Below are 18022 nucleotides of genomic sequence, written 5' to 3' on the forward strand. Positions count from 1 at the left end.
GGGCCAGGTGCGCCCGGTGCTTTCAGGGTCAGCTTGCAGAAGGCATAGTGCAAGCCATCGGCTGACATGGACAGTCAACGGACCAAAACACACGACGTGTTGGAGCCCCGGATGCGGACAGCTCGACTGCGGACTGTGCACCCCGTGCTATGGGCGGGGTGGGCCGCGCTCGCCGCGGGAGCGGTGTTGTGCGTGATCGGCTGGTACGGCATCTCGGGCGAGCGGTACGCGGAGCGGCAGCTGCCGTTTCTGGCGTCGTGCACGGTGCCCGGCGCCGCGCTGATCATCGCGGGCGCGGTGCTCCTCACCCACGGCAGGAACGCGCTGGCGGCGGCCCGCGTCGAGGAGCTGTACGGCCTCCTGGTCGCCGCCGAGCCCGCAGACGTGGACGAGTCCGGGCAGCCGGCCCTCGCCCCCGTCGCCACCAGCGGTGAGCTCCTGATGGTGCCCGGCGGCACACTGTGGCACCGCGCCGACTGCCCGCTGGTCGCCGGGAAGACGGAGGCCGTGCCGGTGGACTCGCTGCTGCTGGCGAGCGGGGAACTGGATCCCTGCCCGATCTGCGAGCCGTCCGCCGCCGATCCGGACGACTGATGGCGTCACTGACGTACGACCTCACCCTCGCCGGTCTCTCGGTCGGCAGCGCAGCCGCCCTCACCGGAATCGGGCTGATCGTCACCCACCGGGCGACCGGTGTCCTCAACTTCGCGCACGGCGCGATCGCGATGGTGTGCGCGTATCTGCTGCGCCAGTTGACGGTCGAGTGGGGCTGGCCGCTGTGGTTCGGCGCCACGGTGACGCTGCTCCTGGTGGCCCCGGCGATCGGCGTGGCCCTGGAACGCTTCGTCTTCCGCCCGCTGTCCGTCCTCGGCGGCGACCCGGCGCAGACGCTCGTCGCGTCCATCGGCGTCTTCGTGCTGCTCGTCGGCGGGGCGGCCCTGGTGTGGGGCACGGGGGCGCGCGCGGACGCGCCGACGCTGGTGTCGGCGGATCCGTGGGGGCAGCTGGCGGTGGCGGTCGCGCTGGCCGTGGGCGTCGGAGCCGTCACGCGCTGGACGCGCATCGGCACGGAGCTGCGCGCCGTGGTCGACGACCGTTCCCTCGCCGAGTTCGGCGGCATCGACGCGGACCGAGTGGCCGCGGCGGGCTGGGCGTTCGGCTCGTTCACGGCCGGCCTGACCGGCGTACTCCTCGCCCCGTACGTGCGCCTCGACCCGTACGGCATGCCCCTGCTCGTCATGGAGGTGCTCGCGGTCGCCGTGGTCGCCCGGATGCGCAGCCTTCCGGTGGCGGTCGTGGTGGCGCTGGGCATCGGCGTCGCGCAGAGCCAGCTGACCCGCCTGCACCCGTCCGGCCGGGGGGAACCCCTGCTCCAGGCGGTCGGCGCGAACCTGTTCGTGGTCGCGCTGCTGATCGCGGCCCTCGTCCTCCCGGGCATCGACACCCGCGCCGCGCTCCCGCGCACGGCGACGGCCCGCGTCGCGACACCGCCGGGGGCCTGGATAGTCGCGGTCGTCCTCTTCCTCCTGCCCCTGGGCTTCGCGGGCTCGGACCTGCATACGTCGGTGCAGGTGCCGGCGCTGGGCGTGGTGCTGCTGTCCTTGGTCGTCGTCACCGGCCGCGGCGGCCAGATCTCGCTCGGACAGGCGGCGTACGCCGGTCTCGGCGCCCTCTTCACCGCCCTGCTCGCTGCGGGCCGCTTCCCCGGCCTGCCCCGGCTGCCGGAACTGGCCGCGCTGGCCGTTGCCGTGATCCTGGTCGCCCCGCTCGGCCTCCTGACGGGCTGGCCCGCCATCAGCCGCCACGGCCTGGCCCTCGCCCTGGCCACCTTCGCGGTGGGCGTCGGCGTCAGCCGCTTCGTCTTCAGCCAGCCCTACGCCATCTCCGGCCTGTCCCTCGGCCGCCCGGCGGGCTTCGACGGCGACCGCGCGTACTACCTGCTCGAACTGGCCCTGCTGGGCTGCGCGTTGCTGGCGGCCGGCATGCTGCGCCGTGGCCGCACTGGCCGGGCCCTGGCCGCGATGCGCGACCACGAGTCGGGCGCGTCGGCGGCGGGAGTCCGCGTCCCGGCCCTGAAACTGACCGCCTTCGTGGCGGGCGCCGCCCTGGCCGCCCTCGGTGGCGGCATGCTCGGCATGGGGCTGCGCGCCTTCGACGCCACGGCGTACGACCCCGTCCGCGGCCTGCTCTGGTTCGCGGCGGTCGTCGTCCTCGGCGCCGACAGCGTGATCGGCGCCCTCCTCGCCGCGGCCCTGCTCGTGGGACTCGACGCCGGGGCGCGCGGCGGCGTGGCGGCGGCCCTGATCGGCGTACTGGCCGTCCTCGTCGGCCGCTTCCCCGGCGGCCCGTACGAGGCCCTGCGCACCGCCGCCTCCCGGCTGCGCCTGCGCCGCCGGGCGACCCTCACGCCCTTGGGCACCCACGTACGACGCCAACTGCGGCCGGTGCGGCCGAGGATGACCAGGGCCCCGGTACCGGCAGGAGCCACCGCGAGGACGTCCGCGGGGCGCACTGCACCGGCCCGGCCCGGCCGACGGCGCCCGGCAGTACCCGCGGTGGGCGAACACCGCAGCGGCCGCACCCTTGCCACCGGACCGGGACACACAGGCCGGCAACTCCCGGAACCCCCCGGACAACACGCACCACGGCCTGGCGCCGTGCCGCCCGCCGAGACAACGCCACCCGACACCACCGGACGGCACGGCGCCGACGAGAAGGCACCGGACACCGAACACACGGGAGACCCGGCCCAACCACCACAACATGGCCCGGCCGACACAACGCCGGCGCCCGCCGGTACGGCGCCGGCCATTCCCGCCGGACCGCCCCGCGTCGGCGCGGCGACCTCGGACGCCGAGCGGCCGGGAAGCACCGCGCACCCGCGGGGCGCCGCATCGGCCTCGCCGGGCGCGGCCGTTCCCCGACGTTCTCGCCTGCCGCTGGAGTCCGGCGCCCACCCGGCGCTCCGAGCCCGCCGACTGCACGTCACGTACGGGGGTTTCACCGCCCTCGACGGAGTCGACCTCGATGTCCGGCCCGGCCGGGTCACCGCGGTCGTGGGGCCCAACGGCGCGGGGAAGAGCACCCTGTTCCATTGTCTGGCCGGGACGCTGCGTCCCGCGGGCGGCCAGGTACTGCTCGGGGAGCGTGACATCACCCGGCTGGCCGCGCACGCCCGCACCCGGCTCGGGATCGCGCGGACCTTTCAACAGTTGGCAGTTTTCCCCTCTTTGACCGTGGCCGAAAACGTTCGGGTGGGCGCCGAGCAGGGACGGACCGCCGATCCGGGTTCCGTGGAGCGGGCGTTGCGGCTGTTCGGACTCGACGGGCCGGTGCGGGCGCTGCCCGCGGCGGGGCTGCCGACCGGCACCCTCAGACGCGTCGAACTGGCGCGGGCGCTCGCGGGCAGCCCGCGGGTGCTGCTGCTCGACGAGCCGGCCGCAGGACTCGACAGCGGTGAAGTGGCCGCCCTCGCGCGCGTGCTGCGGGCCCTCGCCGCGGACGGCATCGCCCTGCTCGTCGTGGAGCACGACCTCGACCTGGTCGCCGATCTGGCCCATACGGTCCATGTCATGGCGGCGGGGCGGATCGTCACCACCGGGCCGGCCGACCGCGTACTCGAAACGGGGTCCGGCGGATGAGTATCGCCCTGCGCCACGCGCGCGTGCGCTACGGCCCCCTGGAGGCCCTGCACGGCGTGACCCTCATCGCCCCCGGCCCCGGCCTCACCGTGCTGCTGGGCCGCAACGGCTCCGGCCGTACGACCGTGCTGCGCGCCCTCGCGGGGGCCGTACCCCTGTCCGGCGGGACCGTCGTCTGGGACGGCGCGGACGTCACCCGGCTGCCCGCCTACGAACGCGCCCGCCGCGGGCTGTGCTTCGTCCCCGAGCGCCGGGCCGTCTTCGGCTCGCTCACGGTCCGCGAGAACCTCGAACTGGCCGCCCCCAAGACCGGTTTCGCCCCCGCCCTCGACGCCTACCCCCAGCTTCTCCCGCTCCTCCCCCGCCGCGCCGGCACCCTCTCCGGCGGCGAACAGCGCATGCTCGCCCTCTCCCGCGCCCTGCTGACACGCGTGCGCGTGGTGCTCGTCGACGAGCCCGCGCAGGGCATGTCACCGACGGTCGCGGCACGCACGTACGAACTCCTGGGCGGCCTCGACGCGTGCGTGGTGGTCGCGGAACAGCGGCTGCCGCCCGGCCTGCGCGAGAGGCCGGGCCGGACGACGTACGTCCATGAACTGCGCCGCGGCGCGGTCGCGTTCAGCGGAGAGGCGGCTGAGGCGAGACGGGAACCAGAGAGGCAAAGGGAGACGGGGCCGCCAACGGCGGGCCGAACAGGGCGCGGTCCGAGGTCCGGGCGCCGTCGCCCGAACCCTTCGGGATGACGAGCAGGGTGCCCACGTTCAGCCGGTCCGGATAGAGCCCGATCATCTGCTTGTTGGCCTTGTAGAGCGCCTGCCAGCCGCCCTTGACCTGATACCTGCGGGCGATCGACGAGAGCGTGTCGCCGCGCTTCACCGTATGCATACGGCCCTGGAGTGCGTACCTCTTGGAACAGACGGGCCAGGCCTCCCATCCCTGGGCGGCCAACACCCCCTCGGCGACCGCGATCTGCTCCGCGCGCGTGGCCAGGTCGGCGCGCGAGGCGTACTTCAGACCGCCGAACTCCTCCCAGGTCGACGGCCAGAACTGCAGCCCTCCGTAGAAGCCGTTCCCGGTGTTCGCGTCCCAGCGGCCACTGCTCTCGCACTCGGCGAGACAGCCCCAGGGCCACTGGTCCTTGGCGCAGTCGTAGGGCACTCGTGCCGCCTGGGGACCGGGAAGCAGGGGCGGCGGGGCGGCGACGGCCCTGGAGGGTGCCAGGACTGCCAGCGCGGCGGCGACCAGGACCGCGTAGCGAACGGACTTGCCCGGCATGGTCGATGAGAGCCACTGGGGGTGCATCCGGCCCACGCTAGGCAGCCCGGCCGGGGCGCCCGTCCAGCCGCGCCCGGCCGGGTCGGGGCCCCACCCGGTCGGAGGACCGGCCGGACGGGACCCCGCACTGGCGGGTCAGGGCTCAGAGGTCGAGCCGCTGCCCGGGCACGATCAGGTCGGGATCGCCGCCGATGACGGCCTTGTTGGCGGCGTAGATCTTCCGCCAGGTGGTCCCGTGCGACGCCGCGATGGCGCTCAATGTGTCACCGCTGCGGACGGTGTAGTCGCCGCGGGACGAACTCCGGTTCGTGTGGTCGCCCGACGGACGCTCGGGCGTCTTCGACGGGGCCGCCTTGGGTGCGGACCTGGGAGCCGACTTCGTCGTCGCCGATCCTCCGGAGGACCCGGCACCCGAGGCCGCGGGCGCGCTGCCGGACGCTCCGGCCCGCGCCGAACAGGTGGGCCACGCGCCCCACCCCTGCGCACGCTGGACCTTGGTCGCGACGGCTATCTGGGCGCTCTTGGACGCCTTGTCGGCGGTCGACGCGTAGGCACCGCCGCCGTACGCCTGCCAGGTACCGGCGGAGAACTGCAGTCCTCCGTAGTAGCCGTTGCCGGTGTTGATGTGCCAGTTTCCGCCGCTCTCGCACTGGGCGATGCGGTCCCACACTCCGCTGTCGGCCGCCGCGGCATTGCCGCTCGTGGCGAGCAGGCCGAGCGGGGCGAGCAGGGCCGCCCCGGCGAGGACCGCCGTCGTACGTGTCGTACGACCCTTATGAGTGCTGTTGTTCTCGGCACATGCGGACATACATATCCCTCTCCACGGACCCGGGGTCCCCCAGGACAGGGCGCGATTCCCCGCGCGTATGACGCCGGTTGCCGCGCTCCGCCCCGTCCGCCGGAGGCTGTGCTGAGAGCTGGCTGGTTCGGCCGACGGACGTACCCGAGCGGTGCTCGTTGCACACGGCGGTGGAATCTATGGAGCCTGCCGAGCGATATCAACCAACTCCTTGTCATTCGAGGCCAGTTCACCGTTACCGTGGGTATCAGCTATATTCGGCCACCCACTTCATAGGGTGATTTCCTGATATGTCGACCTGTCGGTCCGGTGATCTGTGACCCAGCTCACCGGCTCAACTTCCCTAGTACCCCGAGAAGTTGGCTCGGAGTGACGGATTCCGCGGGTGACCTCACGCTGCGCTTCGGATGGTTCGATTCCGTTCGCTCCCGGGCGTGACTCCGGCCACAGATCGCCCGTTGTCATCTTCATGAGCCGGGGACCCCCGGATTCAGGTGCCGGGGGCCACCCGGCATCGCCACGCACCGCATCCCGAGGAGCCAGCGTGCCGCGCATGCTCGACGTCAGCGACGACGTACGCGCCGAGATCGGCGACGAAGAAGCCGACCGGCTGCTCGCCGGAGAGAACGCCCCGGGCAGTTACGACTGCACCTCCTGCCGCACCCAGGGCGATTCGGAACAGGAGCGCACCAGCACCGTCCTGTTCATCGGCGACGAGACCGCCGTCCTTGCCTTCGCCCACGCGACCTGCCTGCCCTCGCAGGTCGTCCAGGTCACCGAGGAACAACTCCAGGGCGCCGTCCGCTCGATCAGCGCCGAGGGCGGGCCGGTGGGCGCCGGGCCCGAGCAGGCCGTGCTCGGTGTCACCAGCGGACTCGTCCTGATCAACGGCGACTTGCACCCGGCGCTGGTCGTCGAACCGACCGGGCCCATCGTCCGCCCCGGCTCGACCGACATCGGCGACGACTTCCTGCCTCTCCTCATCGAGCAGGGCTTCATGCCGGTGACCACGCTCAACTCGGTGCCGCCCGTGCTGCACGGCTGGTCCGTGCTGCTCGCCGCCGGGCAGTTGCACGCCGTGCTCCAGCCGGGCACCGGCGGGGGCTCGCCCGTCGCCTGGTGGCAGGCGCACCAGGCGCTCCAGGTAGCCGACAGCTGGCGCGCGGCCGCCAACAAGCACCAGCAGGTGCTGCTGTTCGCGGCCCCGGTCGGCTCGATCGGCCGCCAGCCCCGCGAGGACCTGCTGCGCGACGCACTGGACAAGGCCGCCGCCAACGGCAAGCTCGTCGCCAGCGCGCTGCCGCTCGCCGGGACCTGATCGCTCCGCCGGGTTCGCCGGGGAACTGCGGTGCGTTGTCGGACGCGGGCCGTATGCGGCTGGTCGCGCAGTTCCCCGCGCCCCTGGCGGGGCGCACGCGCGCTCTCGGCGGCCTGCGAAAGCAGCGCGTTGGCCGCATCCGTAGCGGGGCCGGGGTCGTTGGCACGTACGTGCACACCTACGACGTCCCCCGCCGCCAGCCCTTCCAGCCGGTCCCCGTCGCGCGACCGGCCCAGGACCCCCCGGGCGGCCCATCGGCCACGCCGATCTACGACGCGCTCTACGCCGAGTGGGTCAGATCCTTCAGGGCCCTGCCCGGCGACCGCCACGGCGAGGAGGAGCTGGGCTTCGCGGCCTTCGGGAACCTCCCGCAGAGCACGAACTCCTTCAGCTCGCTCAGTTCGTACGGGTCCTACAGCCCGCACAACTCCTACAGCTCGTACAGCGCGGGGGCGTACTCCGCGCGGCAGCAGACGAGCGGACGGCAGCAACAGCACAGCACCGGAATGCACCACGTCCCGGCCGCACTGCCGCCCGCGCCGCGCAGGGGGATCTGAGGGCACAGCGAAAGGGGCGGCTCCTCACATGTGAGGAGCCGCCCCTTTCCCATGACTACTTCTTCTTGGCACCGCGCTTCTCGCGCACCCGCACCGAGATGTGGATCGGCGTCCCCTCGAAGCTGAACTCCTCGCGCAGCCGGCGCTCGATGAAGCGCCGGTAGCCGTGCTCGATGAAGCCGGAGGCGAAGAGCACGAACCGCGGGGGCTTGGTGCCCGCCTGCGTGCCGAAGAGGATGCGGGGCTGCTTGCCGCCGCGGACCGGGTGCGGGTGGGCGGCGACCAGCTCGCCGAGGAAGGCGTTCAGACGACCGGTCGGAACGCGGGTCTCCCAGCCCTCCAGAGCCGTTTCGATCGCCGGGACGAGCTTCTCCATATGCCGCCCGGTACGCGCGGAGACGTTCACCCGCGGCGCCCACGCGACCTGGAGGAGCTCGGTCTCGATCTCGCGCTCCAGGTAGTAGCGGCGCTCCTCGTCGAGGGTGTCCCACTTGTTGAAGGCGAGGACGATCGCACGCCCGGCCTCGACGGCCATCGTGACGATGCGCTGGTCCTGGACGGAAATGGTCTCGGAGGCGTCGATCAGGATGACGGCGACTTCGGCCTTCTCCACCGCGGCGGCCGTGCGCAGCGAGGCGTAGTAGTCCGCGCCCTGCTGGAGGTGGACACGCTTGCGGATGCCCGCCGTGTCGATGAACTTCCAGGTGATGCCGCCGAGTTCGATGAGCTCGTCGACCGGGTCACGGGTGGTGCCCGCGACCTCGTTGACGACCACGCGGTCCTCGTTGGCAACCTTGTTCAGCAGCGAGGACTTGCCGACGTTCGGGCGGCCGATGAGGGCGATCCGGCGGGGGCCGCCGACCGCGACGCCGAAGGTCTGTGCCGGAGCCTCCGGCAGCGCCTCCAGGACGGCGTCCAGCATGTCGCCGGTGCCACGGCCGTGCAGGGCGGAGACGGGGTGCGGCTCGCCGAGACCCAGGGCCCAGAGGTACGAGGCGTCGGCCTCGCCGCTCAGTCCGTCGACCTTGTTGGCGCACAGGACCACGGGCTTGCCGGCCTTGCGCAGCAGTCGTACGACCGCCTCGTCGGTGTCCGTGGCGCCGACCTTGGCGTCGACGACGAAGACGACCGCGTCGGCCGCGTCGATCGCGTACTCGGCCTGCGCGGCCACGGAGGCGTCGATGCCGAGGACGTCCTGCTCCCAGCCGCCGGTGTCGACGAGCTTGAAGCGGCGGCCCGCCCACTCGGCCTCGTAGGTGACACGGTCGCGGGTGACGCCGGGCTTGTCCTCGACGACCGCCTCGCGACGGCCGATGATCCGGTTCACCAGAGTCGACTTGCCGACATTGGGGCGGCCGACGACGGCGAGCACGGGCAGCGGACCGTGGCCCGCCTCCCCGAGCGCGCCCTCGACGTCCTCGACGTCGAAGCCCTCTTCCGCGGCGAGCTCCATGAACTCCGCGTACTCGGCATCGCCAAGCGCCCCGTGCTCGTGCTCGGCAGAACCTGCCGGGCCGTCGGGCTGGATGTGGTCGTTCATGAAGTCCGTACCTCGTAGTTCATCGTGGTGATCGGTGGTCCCCCGTATATCGGGAGATCCACTACTCAAGTGTCGCCTAGTGCCCGATGGGGCGCCCGGCGTTTTCCCGGCGCCCGGTGAGGCGCCTGGCGTTTTCCAGATGCGCGGTGAGCTGCTTCTGGATGCGCACGGTCGCCTCGTCGAGCGCCTTGCGCGTACGCCGTCCGCTGCCGTCGCCCGCTTCGAAGGGGTCGCCGAAGACGACGTCGACCCTGCTGCGCAGCGGAGGCAGCCCCTTGGTCAGGCGGCTGCTCTTCTCGGAACTTCCCAGCACCGCCACCGGGACGATGGGCGCCCCGCTGCGTACGGCGAAGTACGCGAGCCCGGCCCGCAGCGAGGCGAAGTCTCCCTCGCCCCTGCTGCCCTCCGGGAAGATGCCGAGGACCCCGCCGTTGTCCAGAACGCCGAGTGCCTTGGTGATCGCCGTGCGGTCGGCGACCGAGCGGTCCACCTTCAGCTGGCCGATGGAGAGCAGGAAGGGATCGAGCGGCCCGATGAACGCTTCCTTCTTGATCAGGAAGTGCGTGGGCCGGGGCGCCACGCCCATGACCATCGGTCCGTCGATGTTGTGCGCGTGGTTCACGGCCAGGATCGCCGGGCCGCTCGCGGGAACCTTCCAGGCCCCGAGAACGCGCGGCTTCCACAGGCCGTACATCAGTCCGACGCCGATACGGCGCCCGACCTCGGCACCCCGTACCGATGGTGCTTCGGTCACTTCGCGGCCCGCTTCTCCTCGACGAGGGTGACGACGCACTCGATGACCTGCTCGAGCGTGAGCTCGGAGGTGTCCACCTCGACCGCGTCGCCGGCCTTGGCGAGCGGGGACGTCTTACGGCTGGAGTCGGCCGCGTCCCGCTTGACCAGGGCCTCCTTGGTGGCGTTGATGTCGGCACCCTTCAGCTCACCGTTGCGCCGGGCGGCACGCGCCTCGGCGGACGCGGTGAGGAAGACCTTCAGGTCTGCGTCGGGCAGCACGGTCGTCCCGATGTCACGCCCCTCGACGACGATCCCGTTCTCCGCGCCCGCGGCGATCGAACGCTGCAGCTCGGTGATCCGCGCGCGCACCTCGGGTACCGCACTGACCGCGCTCACCTTGGAGGTGACCTCGTCCGTACGGATCGGGCCCGCGACATCGGTCCCGTCGACGGTGATGGCCGGTGCGGCCGGGTCGGTGCCCGAGACGATCTCCGGCTTGCCCGCGGCGGCTGCGATCGCGCTCGGGTCCGTGATGTCGATCCCGTTGCTCACCATCCACCAGGTGATCGCCCGGTACTGGGCACCCGTGTCCAGGTAGCTCAGTCCGAGCTGCGAGGCCACCGCCTTCGAGGTGCTCGACTTGCCCGTGCCGGAGGGGCCGTCAATCGCGACAATCACAGCCGGTACGGTCCGGGCGGCGCCGTTTTCCACGGTGGGAACACCTTCCTGGTGCGGAGAGGAGGCTTGTGCGGGACGCGATCGCGCCCCGCACAAGGTTACTGGCTCCGCGGAGCCCGTATTACTGGCCCTTGCGGAGGCCTCGTCCTACCGGACCCGGGGGCTGCCCGGAGCGGGCTGTCGCCACAGGGCCGCCAGGCCCGCATGGTGAAGGCCGTTCCGGGCCGGCCGCCTGGGAGGACCATCGCGAGAAAGCCGTCCCGCGAGCAGGGCCGCACTGGGGGGCCGTAGTGAGCGGGCCCTCCCAGGAGGGACTACTGCCGCAGCGCCCAGCCCCGCTCCCGCAGCGCGGCGCTCAGCACCGGCGCCGCCTTGGGTTCCACCATGAGCTGCACCAGACCGGCCTGCTGCCCGGTCGCGTGCTCGATGCGTACGTCCTCGACGTTGACCCCCGCCATCCCGGCATCGGCGAAGATGCGGGCGAGCTGGCCGGGCTGGTCGTCGATGAGGACGGCCACGACCTCGTAGGCACGCGGCGCGGAGCCGTGCTTGCCGGGCACGCGGACCTGGCCGGCGTTCCCGCGCCGCAGGACGTCCTCGATCCCGTCGGCGCCCTCCCGCCGCTTTTCCTCGTCGGAGGACTGGAGGGCGCGCAGGGCCTGGACCGTCTCGTCGAGGTCGGCGGAGACGTCCGCGAGGAGGTCGGCGACCGGGCCCGGGTTCGCGGACAGGATGTCGATCCACATCGCCGGGTCGGAGGCGGCGATCCGCGTCACGTCACGGATGCCCTGGCCACAGAGGCGTACGGCTGTCTCCTCGGCGTGCTCCAGACGCGCGGCGACCATGCTGGACACCAGATGCGGCATGTGCGAGACGAGCGCGACGGCACGGTCGTGTGCGTCGGCGTCCATGACGACGGGTACGGCGCGGCAGTACGAGACGAGTTCCAGGGCGAGGTTGAGCACCTCGGTGTCCGTGTCCCGGGTGGGCGTCAGAACCCACGGGCGCCCTTCGAAGAGGTCTCCGGTGGCGGCGAGCGGCCCGGACTTCTCACGGCCGGACATGGGGTGCGAGCCGATGTAAGACGACAGGTCGAGGCCGAGCGCCTCCAGCTCCCGGCGGGGGCCGCCCTTGACGCTCGCCACGTCGAGGTAGGCGCGGGCCACCCCGCGCCGCATGGCGTCCGCGAGGGTCGCGGCCACGTGTGCGGGCGGCGCGGCGACGATCGCGAGGTCGACGCGGCCGTCCGGCGTCTCGTCGGTACCGGCGCCGAGCGCGGCTGCCGTACGGGCCTGCTCCGGGTCGTGGTCGGCGAGGTGGACCACGACGCCGCGACCGGCGAGGGCCAGGGCGGCCGACGTACCGATCAGGCCGGTGCCGATGACAAGGGCGGTTCTCACTGGGCGATGTCCTTGCGGAGTGCGCCCGCGGCGCCGAGGTAGACGTGCGCGATGTCGGCGCGGGGCTTGTCGGACTCGATGTGCGCGAGGAGTCGTACGACTCGGGGCATCGCGCCCTCGATCTCCAGTTCCTGCGCGCAGATCAGCGGCACGTCGACGATGCCGAGCTTGCGTGCGGCGGCCGCCGGGAAGTCGCTGTGCAGATCGGGCGTCGCGGTGAACCAGATGCTGATCAGGTCGTCGGTGGTGAGGCCGTTCCGCTCCAGGACGGCGGTGAGCAGCTCGCTGACCTGCTCGTCCATGTGGCCGGCCTCGTCCCGCTCCAGTTGGACGGCGCCCCGGACCGCTCGTACCGCCACGGTGATGCTCCTCGCTGGTGTACTTACACGTCTTGTCACACCAGCGTAGTCAGCCCGCAACGCGCGGGTGCGCGGCGCCCGGCTGACGAGACGGGGGCCGCGCACGCACCGCGAGGTGTCAGACCTGCTGCGCCTTGATGAGGTCCTCCAGGGAGGCGGCCGGCAGCACGCCGTTCGGGGTCAGCTTGTCGACCGCCTGGGGCAGGGTCTGGGCGATCTGGTCCGCGGCCTGGTCCGAGGTGACCCCGGCCTGGTCGGCGACCTGCCTGAGCGTCTCGTCGGGCAGCGCCTGCTGGATCTGCGCGCCGGTCACGGGCTGGTTCGCGCCGGTGCCGACCCAGGAGTCCTTCTGCGCGGTGAGCCCGGATTTGGCGAGCATCTCCAGAAGTCCGCCCAGCGGATTGCTGCCGCCACCCGAGCCACTGCCCGAACCGCCCGCCAGGGACTGGAGCAGCGCCCCCAGAATGCCCGCGCCGGCACCACCGGACGTCCCGCCCTTGCCGCCGCCGAGGAGACCGCCGAGCAGGCTGCCGAGATCGTTACCCGCCATGGTCACGCCTTTCGTGAGCGCGGCCGGCGGCAGGTCACCGCCCGGCCTCGGACTCTGCCAATGTCACTCGAATTGCCCTGTTCCGCCACTTGTGGTGAGAACACGCCTGTGCGCCTCTGGACGCCGGGGCGCGGATCCGCTCTCATGGCCGGGAGACTCGCCTCGGGGGAGGCCCGTATGGCCCGTATGAAGCGTCCAGGACCCGTTGTCACCCTTCTCGCGGGACTGGTGCTCGGCCTGTTCCTGCTGTCGCTCAACGCGACGACGGGGACGAAGAGCGCGTCGTCCTACCAGGAGGAGGCGCCCGCCTCGCCGAGCCCGAAGCAGAGCGCGACACCCGGCGAAGGCAAGCCGTCTCCGTCGCCGACTCCGTCGAAGACCGCGCAGCCCGACGCCGACTACGCGGGCCGTACCGACGACGACTCCTCGGCGATCGCGGTCTCCCTGCGCGACGGCAGGGCGATCGCGTACTTCTGCGACGGCCACGACAAGGAGTCCTGGCTGAAGGGCGACGTCAAGGACGACGGCTCGATGAAGCTCACCGGCAAGAACGGCGCCGAGCTGAAAGGCACGCTCCAGGAGGGCAAGCGGATCCGCGGCACGGTCGACCTCGACGGGCAGCGCTACGGCTTCACCGCCGACAAGGCGGTCAAGCCGTCCGGGCTCTACCGGGCGACGGCCACCGTGCGCGGCGCCCTGGTCGACGGCGGCTGGGTCGTCCTGCCCGGAGACGGTGACGATCAGGTCGGGATCGTCAACCGCGACGGCAAGCCCGCACCCGCGCCCAAGATCGACCCGGAGACGGGCGCCGTGACGATCGACGGCGAGCAGCTCACCGCCGAGCCCGTCACCCCCTGACCTCTCGTTCCCTCATCCGACGCCCTCTCGCGCAGGGAGCCGTTCATGACCGTGGATCCGAACGCCGCCACCCGAGGCTTTCCGACTCCCCCGCCCGCCCACAGCCGTCCGCACCCGGCCCGCTACCTCGTCCCGGCCCTGGTCGCCGCCGCTGTGGCGGTCGGCCTCGGGGTGTACGGCAAGGTCCACGACCCCGCGGGGACCGCCTTCAACCTCGCCGGCTTCAGCAGCACGGGCGCCGTGAAGTCCTGGCTGGCGACGGTGGCGTTCGGCTTCGCACTCGTCCAGGTCGTCTCGGCGTTCATGGTGTACGGGAAGCTGCCGGGGCCGAGTTGGTCCGCGGCACTGCACCGCTGGTCGGGACGGATCGCGTTCCTGGTGGCGGTGCCGGTCGCGGTGCACTGCCTGTACGCGCTCGGCTACCAGACGTACGAATCGCGCGTTTTGTGGCACTCTCTCCTGGGTTGCTTCTTCTTCGGTGCCTTCAGTGCCAAGATGCTGCTGCTCCGCTCGGAGCGACTGCCCGGCTGGCTGCTGCCGATCGTCGGCGGACTCGTGTTCACCGTCCTCACCGTCATCTGGCTGACGTCCGCCCTCTGGTTCTTCCGCACCTTCGGAGTGACGACATGACCCAACGCCCGACGCGGCGCACGATTCTCCTCGCGAGCGGCGCGGCGGCTCTCGTCGCGGGCTGCAGCGAGTACGGCGGCAGCAACGACAGCGGCGACTCGTCGTCCGCCGGCGCCTCCGCCGGACAGGAGCTGGCCAAGACGACCGACATCCCGGTCGGCGGCGGCAAGATCTTCAAGGACGCGCAGGTCGTGGTGACCCAGCCGGAGAAGGACCAGTTCAAGGCCTTCACCAACATCTGCACCCACCAGCAGTGCCCGGTGGCGAGCGTCTCGGACGGCACCATCAACTGCACCTGCCACGGCAGCAAGTTCAGCATCAAGGACGGCTCGGTGGCCCATCCCCCGGCGACACAGCCGCTGCCGGAGAAGCAGATCAAGGTCGAGGGAAATTCGATCACCCTGGCGTGAGGCCGGCACGTACGCTCCGGACATGGATTCCGAGGCCCTGGTGCGCGACCACACGATCTACTCCTGCGTGATGGGGTCGCGCGCCTTCGGCCTGGCCACGGACACGAGCGACACCGACCGTCGGGGTGTCTTCCTCGCCCCGACCCCGCTCTTCTGGCGCTTCGAGAAGCCGCCGACCCATGTCGAGGGCCCTGCGGAGGAGCAGTTCAGCTGGGAGCTGGAGCGCTTCTGCGAGCTGGCCCTGCGCGCGAACCCGAACATCCTGGAGTGCCTGCACTCCCCTGTCGTGGAGTACGTCGACGACACGGGCCGCGAACTCCTCGCCCTGCGCGAGGCGTTCCTGTCCCGGCGGGCCCACGACACGTTCGCCCGCTATGCCCTCGGCCAGCGCAAGAAGCTGGAGGCCGACGTACGTCAGCACGGCGCCCCGCGCTGGAAGCACGCCATGCACCTCCTCCGCCTGCTGATGAGCTCGCGTGACCTGCTGCGCACCGGCGAGCTGACGATCGACGTCGGCGATCAGCGCGAGCCGCTGCTCGCGGTGAAGCGGGGCGAGGTCACCTGGCCCCGGATCGAGACCTGGATGACCCGGCTGGCGACGGAGGCGGACGAGGCGGCCGGCCGCAGCCCGCTCCCCGCCGAGCCGGACCAGGCGCGCGTCGAGGACTTCCTGGTCCGAACCCGCGGTGCCTCAGCCCTCCGTACGCCCCCGAGAGCCCTCCAGCCGGACCCGGACGACGAAGGCGTCCAGGGCGTCGTACACGGACGGGGCGTCCGGCAGCGCTGACACGCCCTGCGCCTCGTCCAGCAGTCCCTGCAGCCGCTCGACATCGGCCTCCACGCGCGCGTGCCGTACGTCCGCCGTCCCGTGCTCGCGCTCCGCCTTCGCGGCGATCAGGTCCGGCAGATAGGCGGGGGCCTCGGTCTCCCCGACGAGCGTGCGCAGATCGGCCTGCACCTCACCACTGCGCATCAGATGGATACCGGTGAGCAGCACTCGGAACGTGTAGAGCAGCGGCTTGAGTTCGCCGGTCCTCTCGAAGAGCCGCCACTGCGTGGTCGCGAACCCCCGGTAGTGGTGGGCGTGGTGGCTGGTGAGGACGCCGGGGGCGAGGGCGGCCAGTTCCCGGTGAGCGTCGGTGGTGTGCACGACAAGCGGCGAGAGGAGCTGCTCCAGCACATAGCCGTTGCGGCGCAGCATCAGCCGTACGAACTTGCGGAGGTCGTGGGTGACGAGGTCCATCTCGGTCCCGTCCTGATCCCACATCCGGGACCGGGTCTCCTCCGGCTCGCGGAGCCCGACCAGTTCGGCCGTCGGCAGGAGGTGGACGCCCCGCAGATCGACGTCCGAGTCACGCGACGGGAAGCCGTAGAGGTGCGCTCCGGAGACGGTGGCGAACAGCAGCGGGTCGGGCTGTTCGGACACCACTGCCTTGAGGTCGATGTCGAGAAGATCGGTCATCCCTCAAGCGTCCCAGAGCGCTCCCAGAGACATGAGGTCGCCCTGGTACTCGATGCGGTCGGCCCACGACGTCGGCCAGGCGTCCGAGCCGTGGTACGCCCCCGCGAAGGCACCGGTCAGGCAGGCGATGGAGTCGGAGTCGCCGGATGTGCAGGCGGCCCGGCGCAGAGCGGTGACTGGTTCGTCGACGAACATCAGGAAGCACAACAGGCCGGTGGCGAGCGCCTCTTCGGCGACCCAGCCGCCACCCGTGGCGAGGCAGGGATCGGCCTCCGGCGAGACCGTGCGCAGGGCGTGCCGGAGGTGGTCCAGGATCTCCAGGCACTCGTCCCAGCCGCGCCCGATGTAGTGCTCCGCGGTGGGGTCCTGGCCACGGGTCCACAGGTCGCCGAGCCAGCGGGAGTGGTAGTTGTGGCGGTTCTCGTACGCGTACGAGCGCAGCCGGCCGACCAGGCCCATCGGCTCGGTTCCGTTGGCGAGGAGCCAGATCGCGTGCGCGGTGAGGTCGGCGGCCGCGAGCGCCGTGGGGTGCCCGTGGGTGAGGGCGGCCTGCAACTGCGCCGCGCCCGCCCGCTGTTCCTCGCTCAGCCCGCGCACCAGCCCGACGGGCGCCACCCGCATGTTGGCGCCGCACCCCTTGGAGCCGATCTGGCTGGCCTCCTGCCAGGGGCGCTTCTCGTTCTTCAGAAGGTTGCAGGCGACGAGGCAGGTGCGGCCGGGGGCGCGGTTGTTTTCGGGCGACTGGTACCAGTCCACGAACTCCTCGCGCACCGGCCGCTCCATCCGCAGCGGGCCGAGCAGACCGCGGTCCATGGCCGTCCGCAGGCCGCGCGCCAGGGCCAGCGTCATCTGGGTGTCGTCGGTGACGATCGCGGGCCTGGGCAGGTCCATCTCGCGCCAGGGGCCGCACTTGGCGAGAATCGCCGGCACGGAGTTGAACTCGGTCGGGAACCCCATCGCGTCGCCGAGGGCGAGTCCGAGCAGGGATCCGGTGGCGGCACGTTTCGCGAGCGTCGTGGTGGTCATGTGGGTCGTCCTTCCTGGGTGGGACGCAGCAGGGGCGGGTGCAGGGTGGTGGCGCCGCCCGCGCGGTAGAGCGCGGCGGGTTTGCCGCGGCCCCCGGTGAGGCGCGCGGCACCCGGGACCTGGTCGACGAAGCCCGGGGTGGCAAGCACCTTGCGCCGGAAGTTGGGCCGGTCGAGCACGGTTCCCCACACGGTCTCGTACACCTGCTGCAGCTCTCCGAGGGTGAACTCGGGCGGGCAGAAGGACGTGGCGAGACAGCTGTACTCGAGCTTGGCGCCGACGCGTTCGTGGGCGTCGGCGAGGATCCGGTCGTGGTCGAAGGCGAGCGGATCGAGCGCGTTGTACCGCAGCCACTGGGCCTGCGCCGCGTCACCGCCGCCGTGCGGCTCGGGAGGGTCCGCGAGCAGCGCGGCGAAGGCGACGGAGACGACGCGCATCCTGGGGTCGCGGCGGGGTTCGCTGTACGTCCGAAGCTGTTCGAGGTGGAGCCCGGAGATGTCCGACAGGCCGGTCTCCTCGGCGAGTTCACGCCGGGCCGCCGTCTCCGCGGACTCGTGCGGCAGCACGAAACCGCCGGGCAGCGCCCAGCGGCCCAGATAGGGCTCCTGCCCGCGCTCGACGAGCAGCACCTGGAGCACGCCCGCGCGGACCGTCAGCACGGCCAGGTCGACGGTGACGGCGAAGGGCTCGAACGCGTACTTGTCGTAGCCCTCGGGTGCGTTGCCACCAGGCGCCCGGCCTTCCCGTGCGAGCACGTCCGTCCACCCCCTGCTTTATAGTCAGG

19 protein-coding genes and 1 pseudogene are annotated in these 18022 nt (G+C 71.9%); 9 read left to right on the top strand and 11 right to left on the bottom strand.

Annotated elements, in window-relative coordinates:
* The first annotated feature begins 111 nt into the window (after nucleotides 1-111).
* From ACFVKT_RS28270 to ACFVKT_RS28280, 3 genes are read left to right on the top strand one after another with little or no spacing between them, the layout of a single operon-like run.
* Nucleotides 112-594, top strand: a complete 483-nt coding sequence (locus ACFVKT_RS28270) for a hypothetical protein (protein WP_385736466.1) — start codon at nucleotides 112-114, stop codon at nucleotides 592-594.
* Entirely contained in the window at nucleotides 594-3641 is a 3048-nt protein-coding gene (locus ACFVKT_RS28275; RefSeq protein WP_385736469.1) for an ATP-binding cassette domain-containing protein, read from the top strand. The genes ACFVKT_RS28270 and ACFVKT_RS28275 overlap by 1 nt, the downstream gene beginning before the upstream one ends.
* Complete coding sequence (locus ACFVKT_RS28280) at nucleotides 3638-4384, top strand: ABC transporter ATP-binding protein (protein ID WP_385736471.1); 747 nt, start codon at nucleotides 3638-3640, stop codon at nucleotides 4382-4384. Before ACFVKT_RS28275 ends, ACFVKT_RS28280 begins: the two co-directional genes overlap by 4 nt.
* Before the next feature lie 52 nt (nucleotides 4385-4436).
* On the opposite strand, the pseudogene ACFVKT_RS28285 reads toward ACFVKT_RS28280, so the two are convergent.
* Nucleotides 4437-4943: pseudogene (locus ACFVKT_RS28285) on the bottom strand (transglycosylase family protein); the annotation flags it as partial.
* Between the two features lie 115 nt (nucleotides 4944-5058).
* Nucleotides 5059-5724 carry a transglycosylase family protein gene (locus tag ACFVKT_RS28290; protein ID WP_385736474.1) on the bottom strand — a complete coding sequence of 222 codons (666 nt, stop codon included), beginning with the start codon at nucleotides 5722-5724 and terminating at the stop codon, nucleotides 5059-5061.
* A gap of 535 nt (nucleotides 5725-6259) precedes the next feature.
* Between ACFVKT_RS28290 and ACFVKT_RS28295 the strand changes: the two genes are divergently transcribed.
* Both ACFVKT_RS28295 and ACFVKT_RS28300 read left to right on the top strand, forming a co-directional pair.
* Complete coding sequence (locus ACFVKT_RS28295) at nucleotides 6260-7033, top strand: hypothetical protein (RefSeq protein ID WP_385736477.1); 774 nt, start codon at nucleotides 6260-6262, stop codon at nucleotides 7031-7033.
* A gap of 170 nt (nucleotides 7034-7203) precedes the next feature.
* Nucleotides 7204-7590: a hypothetical protein gene (locus ACFVKT_RS28300; protein WP_385736612.1), complete on the top strand. Its 387-nt coding sequence runs from the start codon at nucleotides 7204-7206 to the stop codon at nucleotides 7588-7590.
* Between the two features lie 55 nt (nucleotides 7591-7645).
* Here the strand turns inward: ACFVKT_RS28300 and der are convergent, their stop codons facing one another.
* The 6 genes from der to ACFVKT_RS28330 form a co-directional block, all read right to left on the bottom strand.
* Entirely contained in the window at nucleotides 7646-9130 is a 1485-nt protein-coding gene (der, locus tag ACFVKT_RS28305) for a ribosome biogenesis GTPase Der (RefSeq protein WP_385736480.1), read from the bottom strand.
* A gap of 76 nt (nucleotides 9131-9206) precedes the next feature.
* On the bottom strand, nucleotides 9207-9884 hold the full coding sequence (locus tag ACFVKT_RS28310) for a lysophospholipid acyltransferase family protein (protein ID WP_385736483.1): 678 nt from the start codon (nucleotides 9882-9884) through the stop codon (nucleotides 9207-9209).
* Complete coding sequence (cmk, locus tag ACFVKT_RS28315) at nucleotides 9881-10576, bottom strand: (d)CMP kinase (RefSeq protein ID WP_385736486.1); 696 nt, start codon at nucleotides 10574-10576, stop codon at nucleotides 9881-9883. The genes ACFVKT_RS28310 and cmk overlap by 4 nt, the downstream gene beginning before the upstream one ends.
* A 281-nt stretch (nucleotides 10577-10857) precedes the next feature.
* Entirely contained in the window at nucleotides 10858-11943 is a 1086-nt protein-coding gene (locus ACFVKT_RS28320; RefSeq protein ID WP_385736489.1) for a prephenate dehydrogenase, read from the bottom strand.
* A complete protein-coding gene (gene aroH, locus ACFVKT_RS28325) occupies nucleotides 11940-12302 on the bottom strand; it encodes a chorismate mutase (protein WP_266825391.1) in 363 nt (120 codons plus the stop codon). Before aroH ends, ACFVKT_RS28320 begins: the two co-directional genes overlap by 4 nt.
* Before the next feature lie 118 nt (nucleotides 12303-12420).
* Nucleotides 12421-12885 (bottom strand): YidB family protein, encoded by a 465-nt coding sequence (locus ACFVKT_RS28330; protein ID WP_385736615.1) that lies wholly within the window; start codon nucleotides 12883-12885, stop codon nucleotides 12421-12423.
* 153 nt (nucleotides 12886-13038) lie between these two features.
* On the opposite strand from ACFVKT_RS28330, the gene ACFVKT_RS28335 reads away from it, so the two are divergent.
* The 4 genes from ACFVKT_RS28335 to ACFVKT_RS28350 are packed head-to-tail and all read left to right on the top strand — an operon-like array spanning nucleotide 13039 to nucleotide 15537.
* Nucleotides 13039-13710, top strand: coding sequence for a hypothetical protein (locus ACFVKT_RS28335; protein ID WP_385736617.1), 672 nt, complete (start codon nucleotides 13039-13041; stop codon nucleotides 13708-13710).
* A 45-nt stretch (nucleotides 13711-13755) separates the two neighbouring features.
* Nucleotides 13756-14340, top strand: coding sequence for a DUF6529 family protein (locus tag ACFVKT_RS28340; protein WP_385736492.1), 585 nt, complete (start codon nucleotides 13756-13758; stop codon nucleotides 14338-14340).
* Nucleotides 14337-14750, top strand: coding sequence for a Rieske (2Fe-2S) protein (locus tag ACFVKT_RS28345; RefSeq protein WP_385736495.1), 414 nt, complete (start codon nucleotides 14337-14339; stop codon nucleotides 14748-14750). The genes ACFVKT_RS28340 and ACFVKT_RS28345 overlap by 4 nt, the downstream gene beginning before the upstream one ends.
* Nucleotides 14751-14772: 22 nt before the next feature.
* Nucleotides 14773-15537, top strand: a complete 765-nt coding sequence (locus ACFVKT_RS28350; RefSeq protein ID WP_385736498.1) for a DNA polymerase beta superfamily protein — start codon at nucleotides 14773-14775, stop codon at nucleotides 15535-15537.
* Here ACFVKT_RS28350 and ACFVKT_RS28355 read toward each other — a convergent pair.
* Genes ACFVKT_RS28355 through ACFVKT_RS28365 form a run of 3 tightly spaced genes read right to left on the bottom strand, consistent with a single transcriptional unit; the run spans nucleotide 15442 to nucleotide 17993 of the window.
* Complete coding sequence (locus ACFVKT_RS28355) at nucleotides 15442-16212, bottom strand: DNA polymerase beta superfamily protein (RefSeq protein ID WP_385736501.1); 771 nt, start codon at nucleotides 16210-16212, stop codon at nucleotides 15442-15444. The two genes, ACFVKT_RS28350 and ACFVKT_RS28355, sit on opposite strands and share 96 nt — an antisense overlap.
* A gap of 3 nt (nucleotides 16213-16215) precedes the next feature.
* Nucleotides 16216-17238, bottom strand: coding sequence for an ADP-ribosylglycohydrolase family protein (locus ACFVKT_RS28360; protein WP_385736504.1), 1023 nt, complete (start codon nucleotides 17236-17238; stop codon nucleotides 16216-16218).
* Entirely contained in the window at nucleotides 17235-17993 is a 759-nt protein-coding gene (locus ACFVKT_RS28365; RefSeq protein WP_385736506.1) for an NUDIX domain-containing protein, read from the bottom strand. Before ACFVKT_RS28365 ends, ACFVKT_RS28360 begins: the two co-directional genes overlap by 4 nt.
* Between the last annotated feature and the right edge of the window lie 29 nt (nucleotides 17994-18022).

The organism is Streptomyces sp. NPDC127595, assembly GCF_042671685.1.
In the GTDB taxonomy this organism is placed as follows: Bacteria; Actinomycetota; Actinomycetes; order Streptomycetales; family Streptomycetaceae; genus Streptomyces.

Bases quoted from the DNA above. Each gene is read 5' to 3' on its own strand.
- ACFVKT_RS28270 (WP_385736466.1), top strand. From the start codon at position 112: ATGCGGACAGCTCGACTGCGGACTGTGCACCCCGTGCTATGGGCGGGG.
- ACFVKT_RS28275 (WP_385736469.1), top strand. From the start codon at position 594: ATGGCGTCACTGACGTACGACCTCACCCTCGCCGGTCTCTCGGTCGGC.
- ACFVKT_RS28280 (WP_385736471.1), top strand. From the start codon at position 3,638: ATGAGTATCGCCCTGCGCCACGCGCGCGTGCGCTACGGCCCCCTGGAG.
- ACFVKT_RS28290 (WP_385736474.1), bottom strand. From the start codon at position 5,724: ATGTCCGCATGTGCCGAGAACAACAGCACTCATAAGGGTCGTACGACA.
- der (WP_385736480.1), bottom strand. From the start codon at position 9,130: ATGAACGACCACATCCAGCCCGACGGCCCGGCAGGTTCTGCCGAGCAC.
- ACFVKT_RS28335 (WP_385736617.1), top strand. From the start codon at position 13,039: ATGAAGCGTCCAGGACCCGTTGTCACCCTTCTCGCGGGACTGGTGCTC.
- ACFVKT_RS28340 (WP_385736492.1), top strand. From the start codon at position 13,756: ATGACCGTGGATCCGAACGCCGCCACCCGAGGCTTTCCGACTCCCCCG.
- ACFVKT_RS28345 (WP_385736495.1), top strand. From the start codon at position 14,337: ATGACCCAACGCCCGACGCGGCGCACGATTCTCCTCGCGAGCGGCGCG.
- ACFVKT_RS28350 (WP_385736498.1), top strand. From the start codon at position 14,773: ATGGATTCCGAGGCCCTGGTGCGCGACCACACGATCTACTCCTGCGTG.
- ACFVKT_RS28355 (WP_385736501.1), bottom strand. From the start codon at position 16,212: ATGACCGATCTTCTCGACATCGACCTCAAGGCAGTGGTGTCCGAACAG.
- ACFVKT_RS28360 (WP_385736504.1), bottom strand. From the start codon at position 17,238: ATGACCACCACGACGCTCGCGAAACGTGCCGCCACCGGATCCCTGCTC.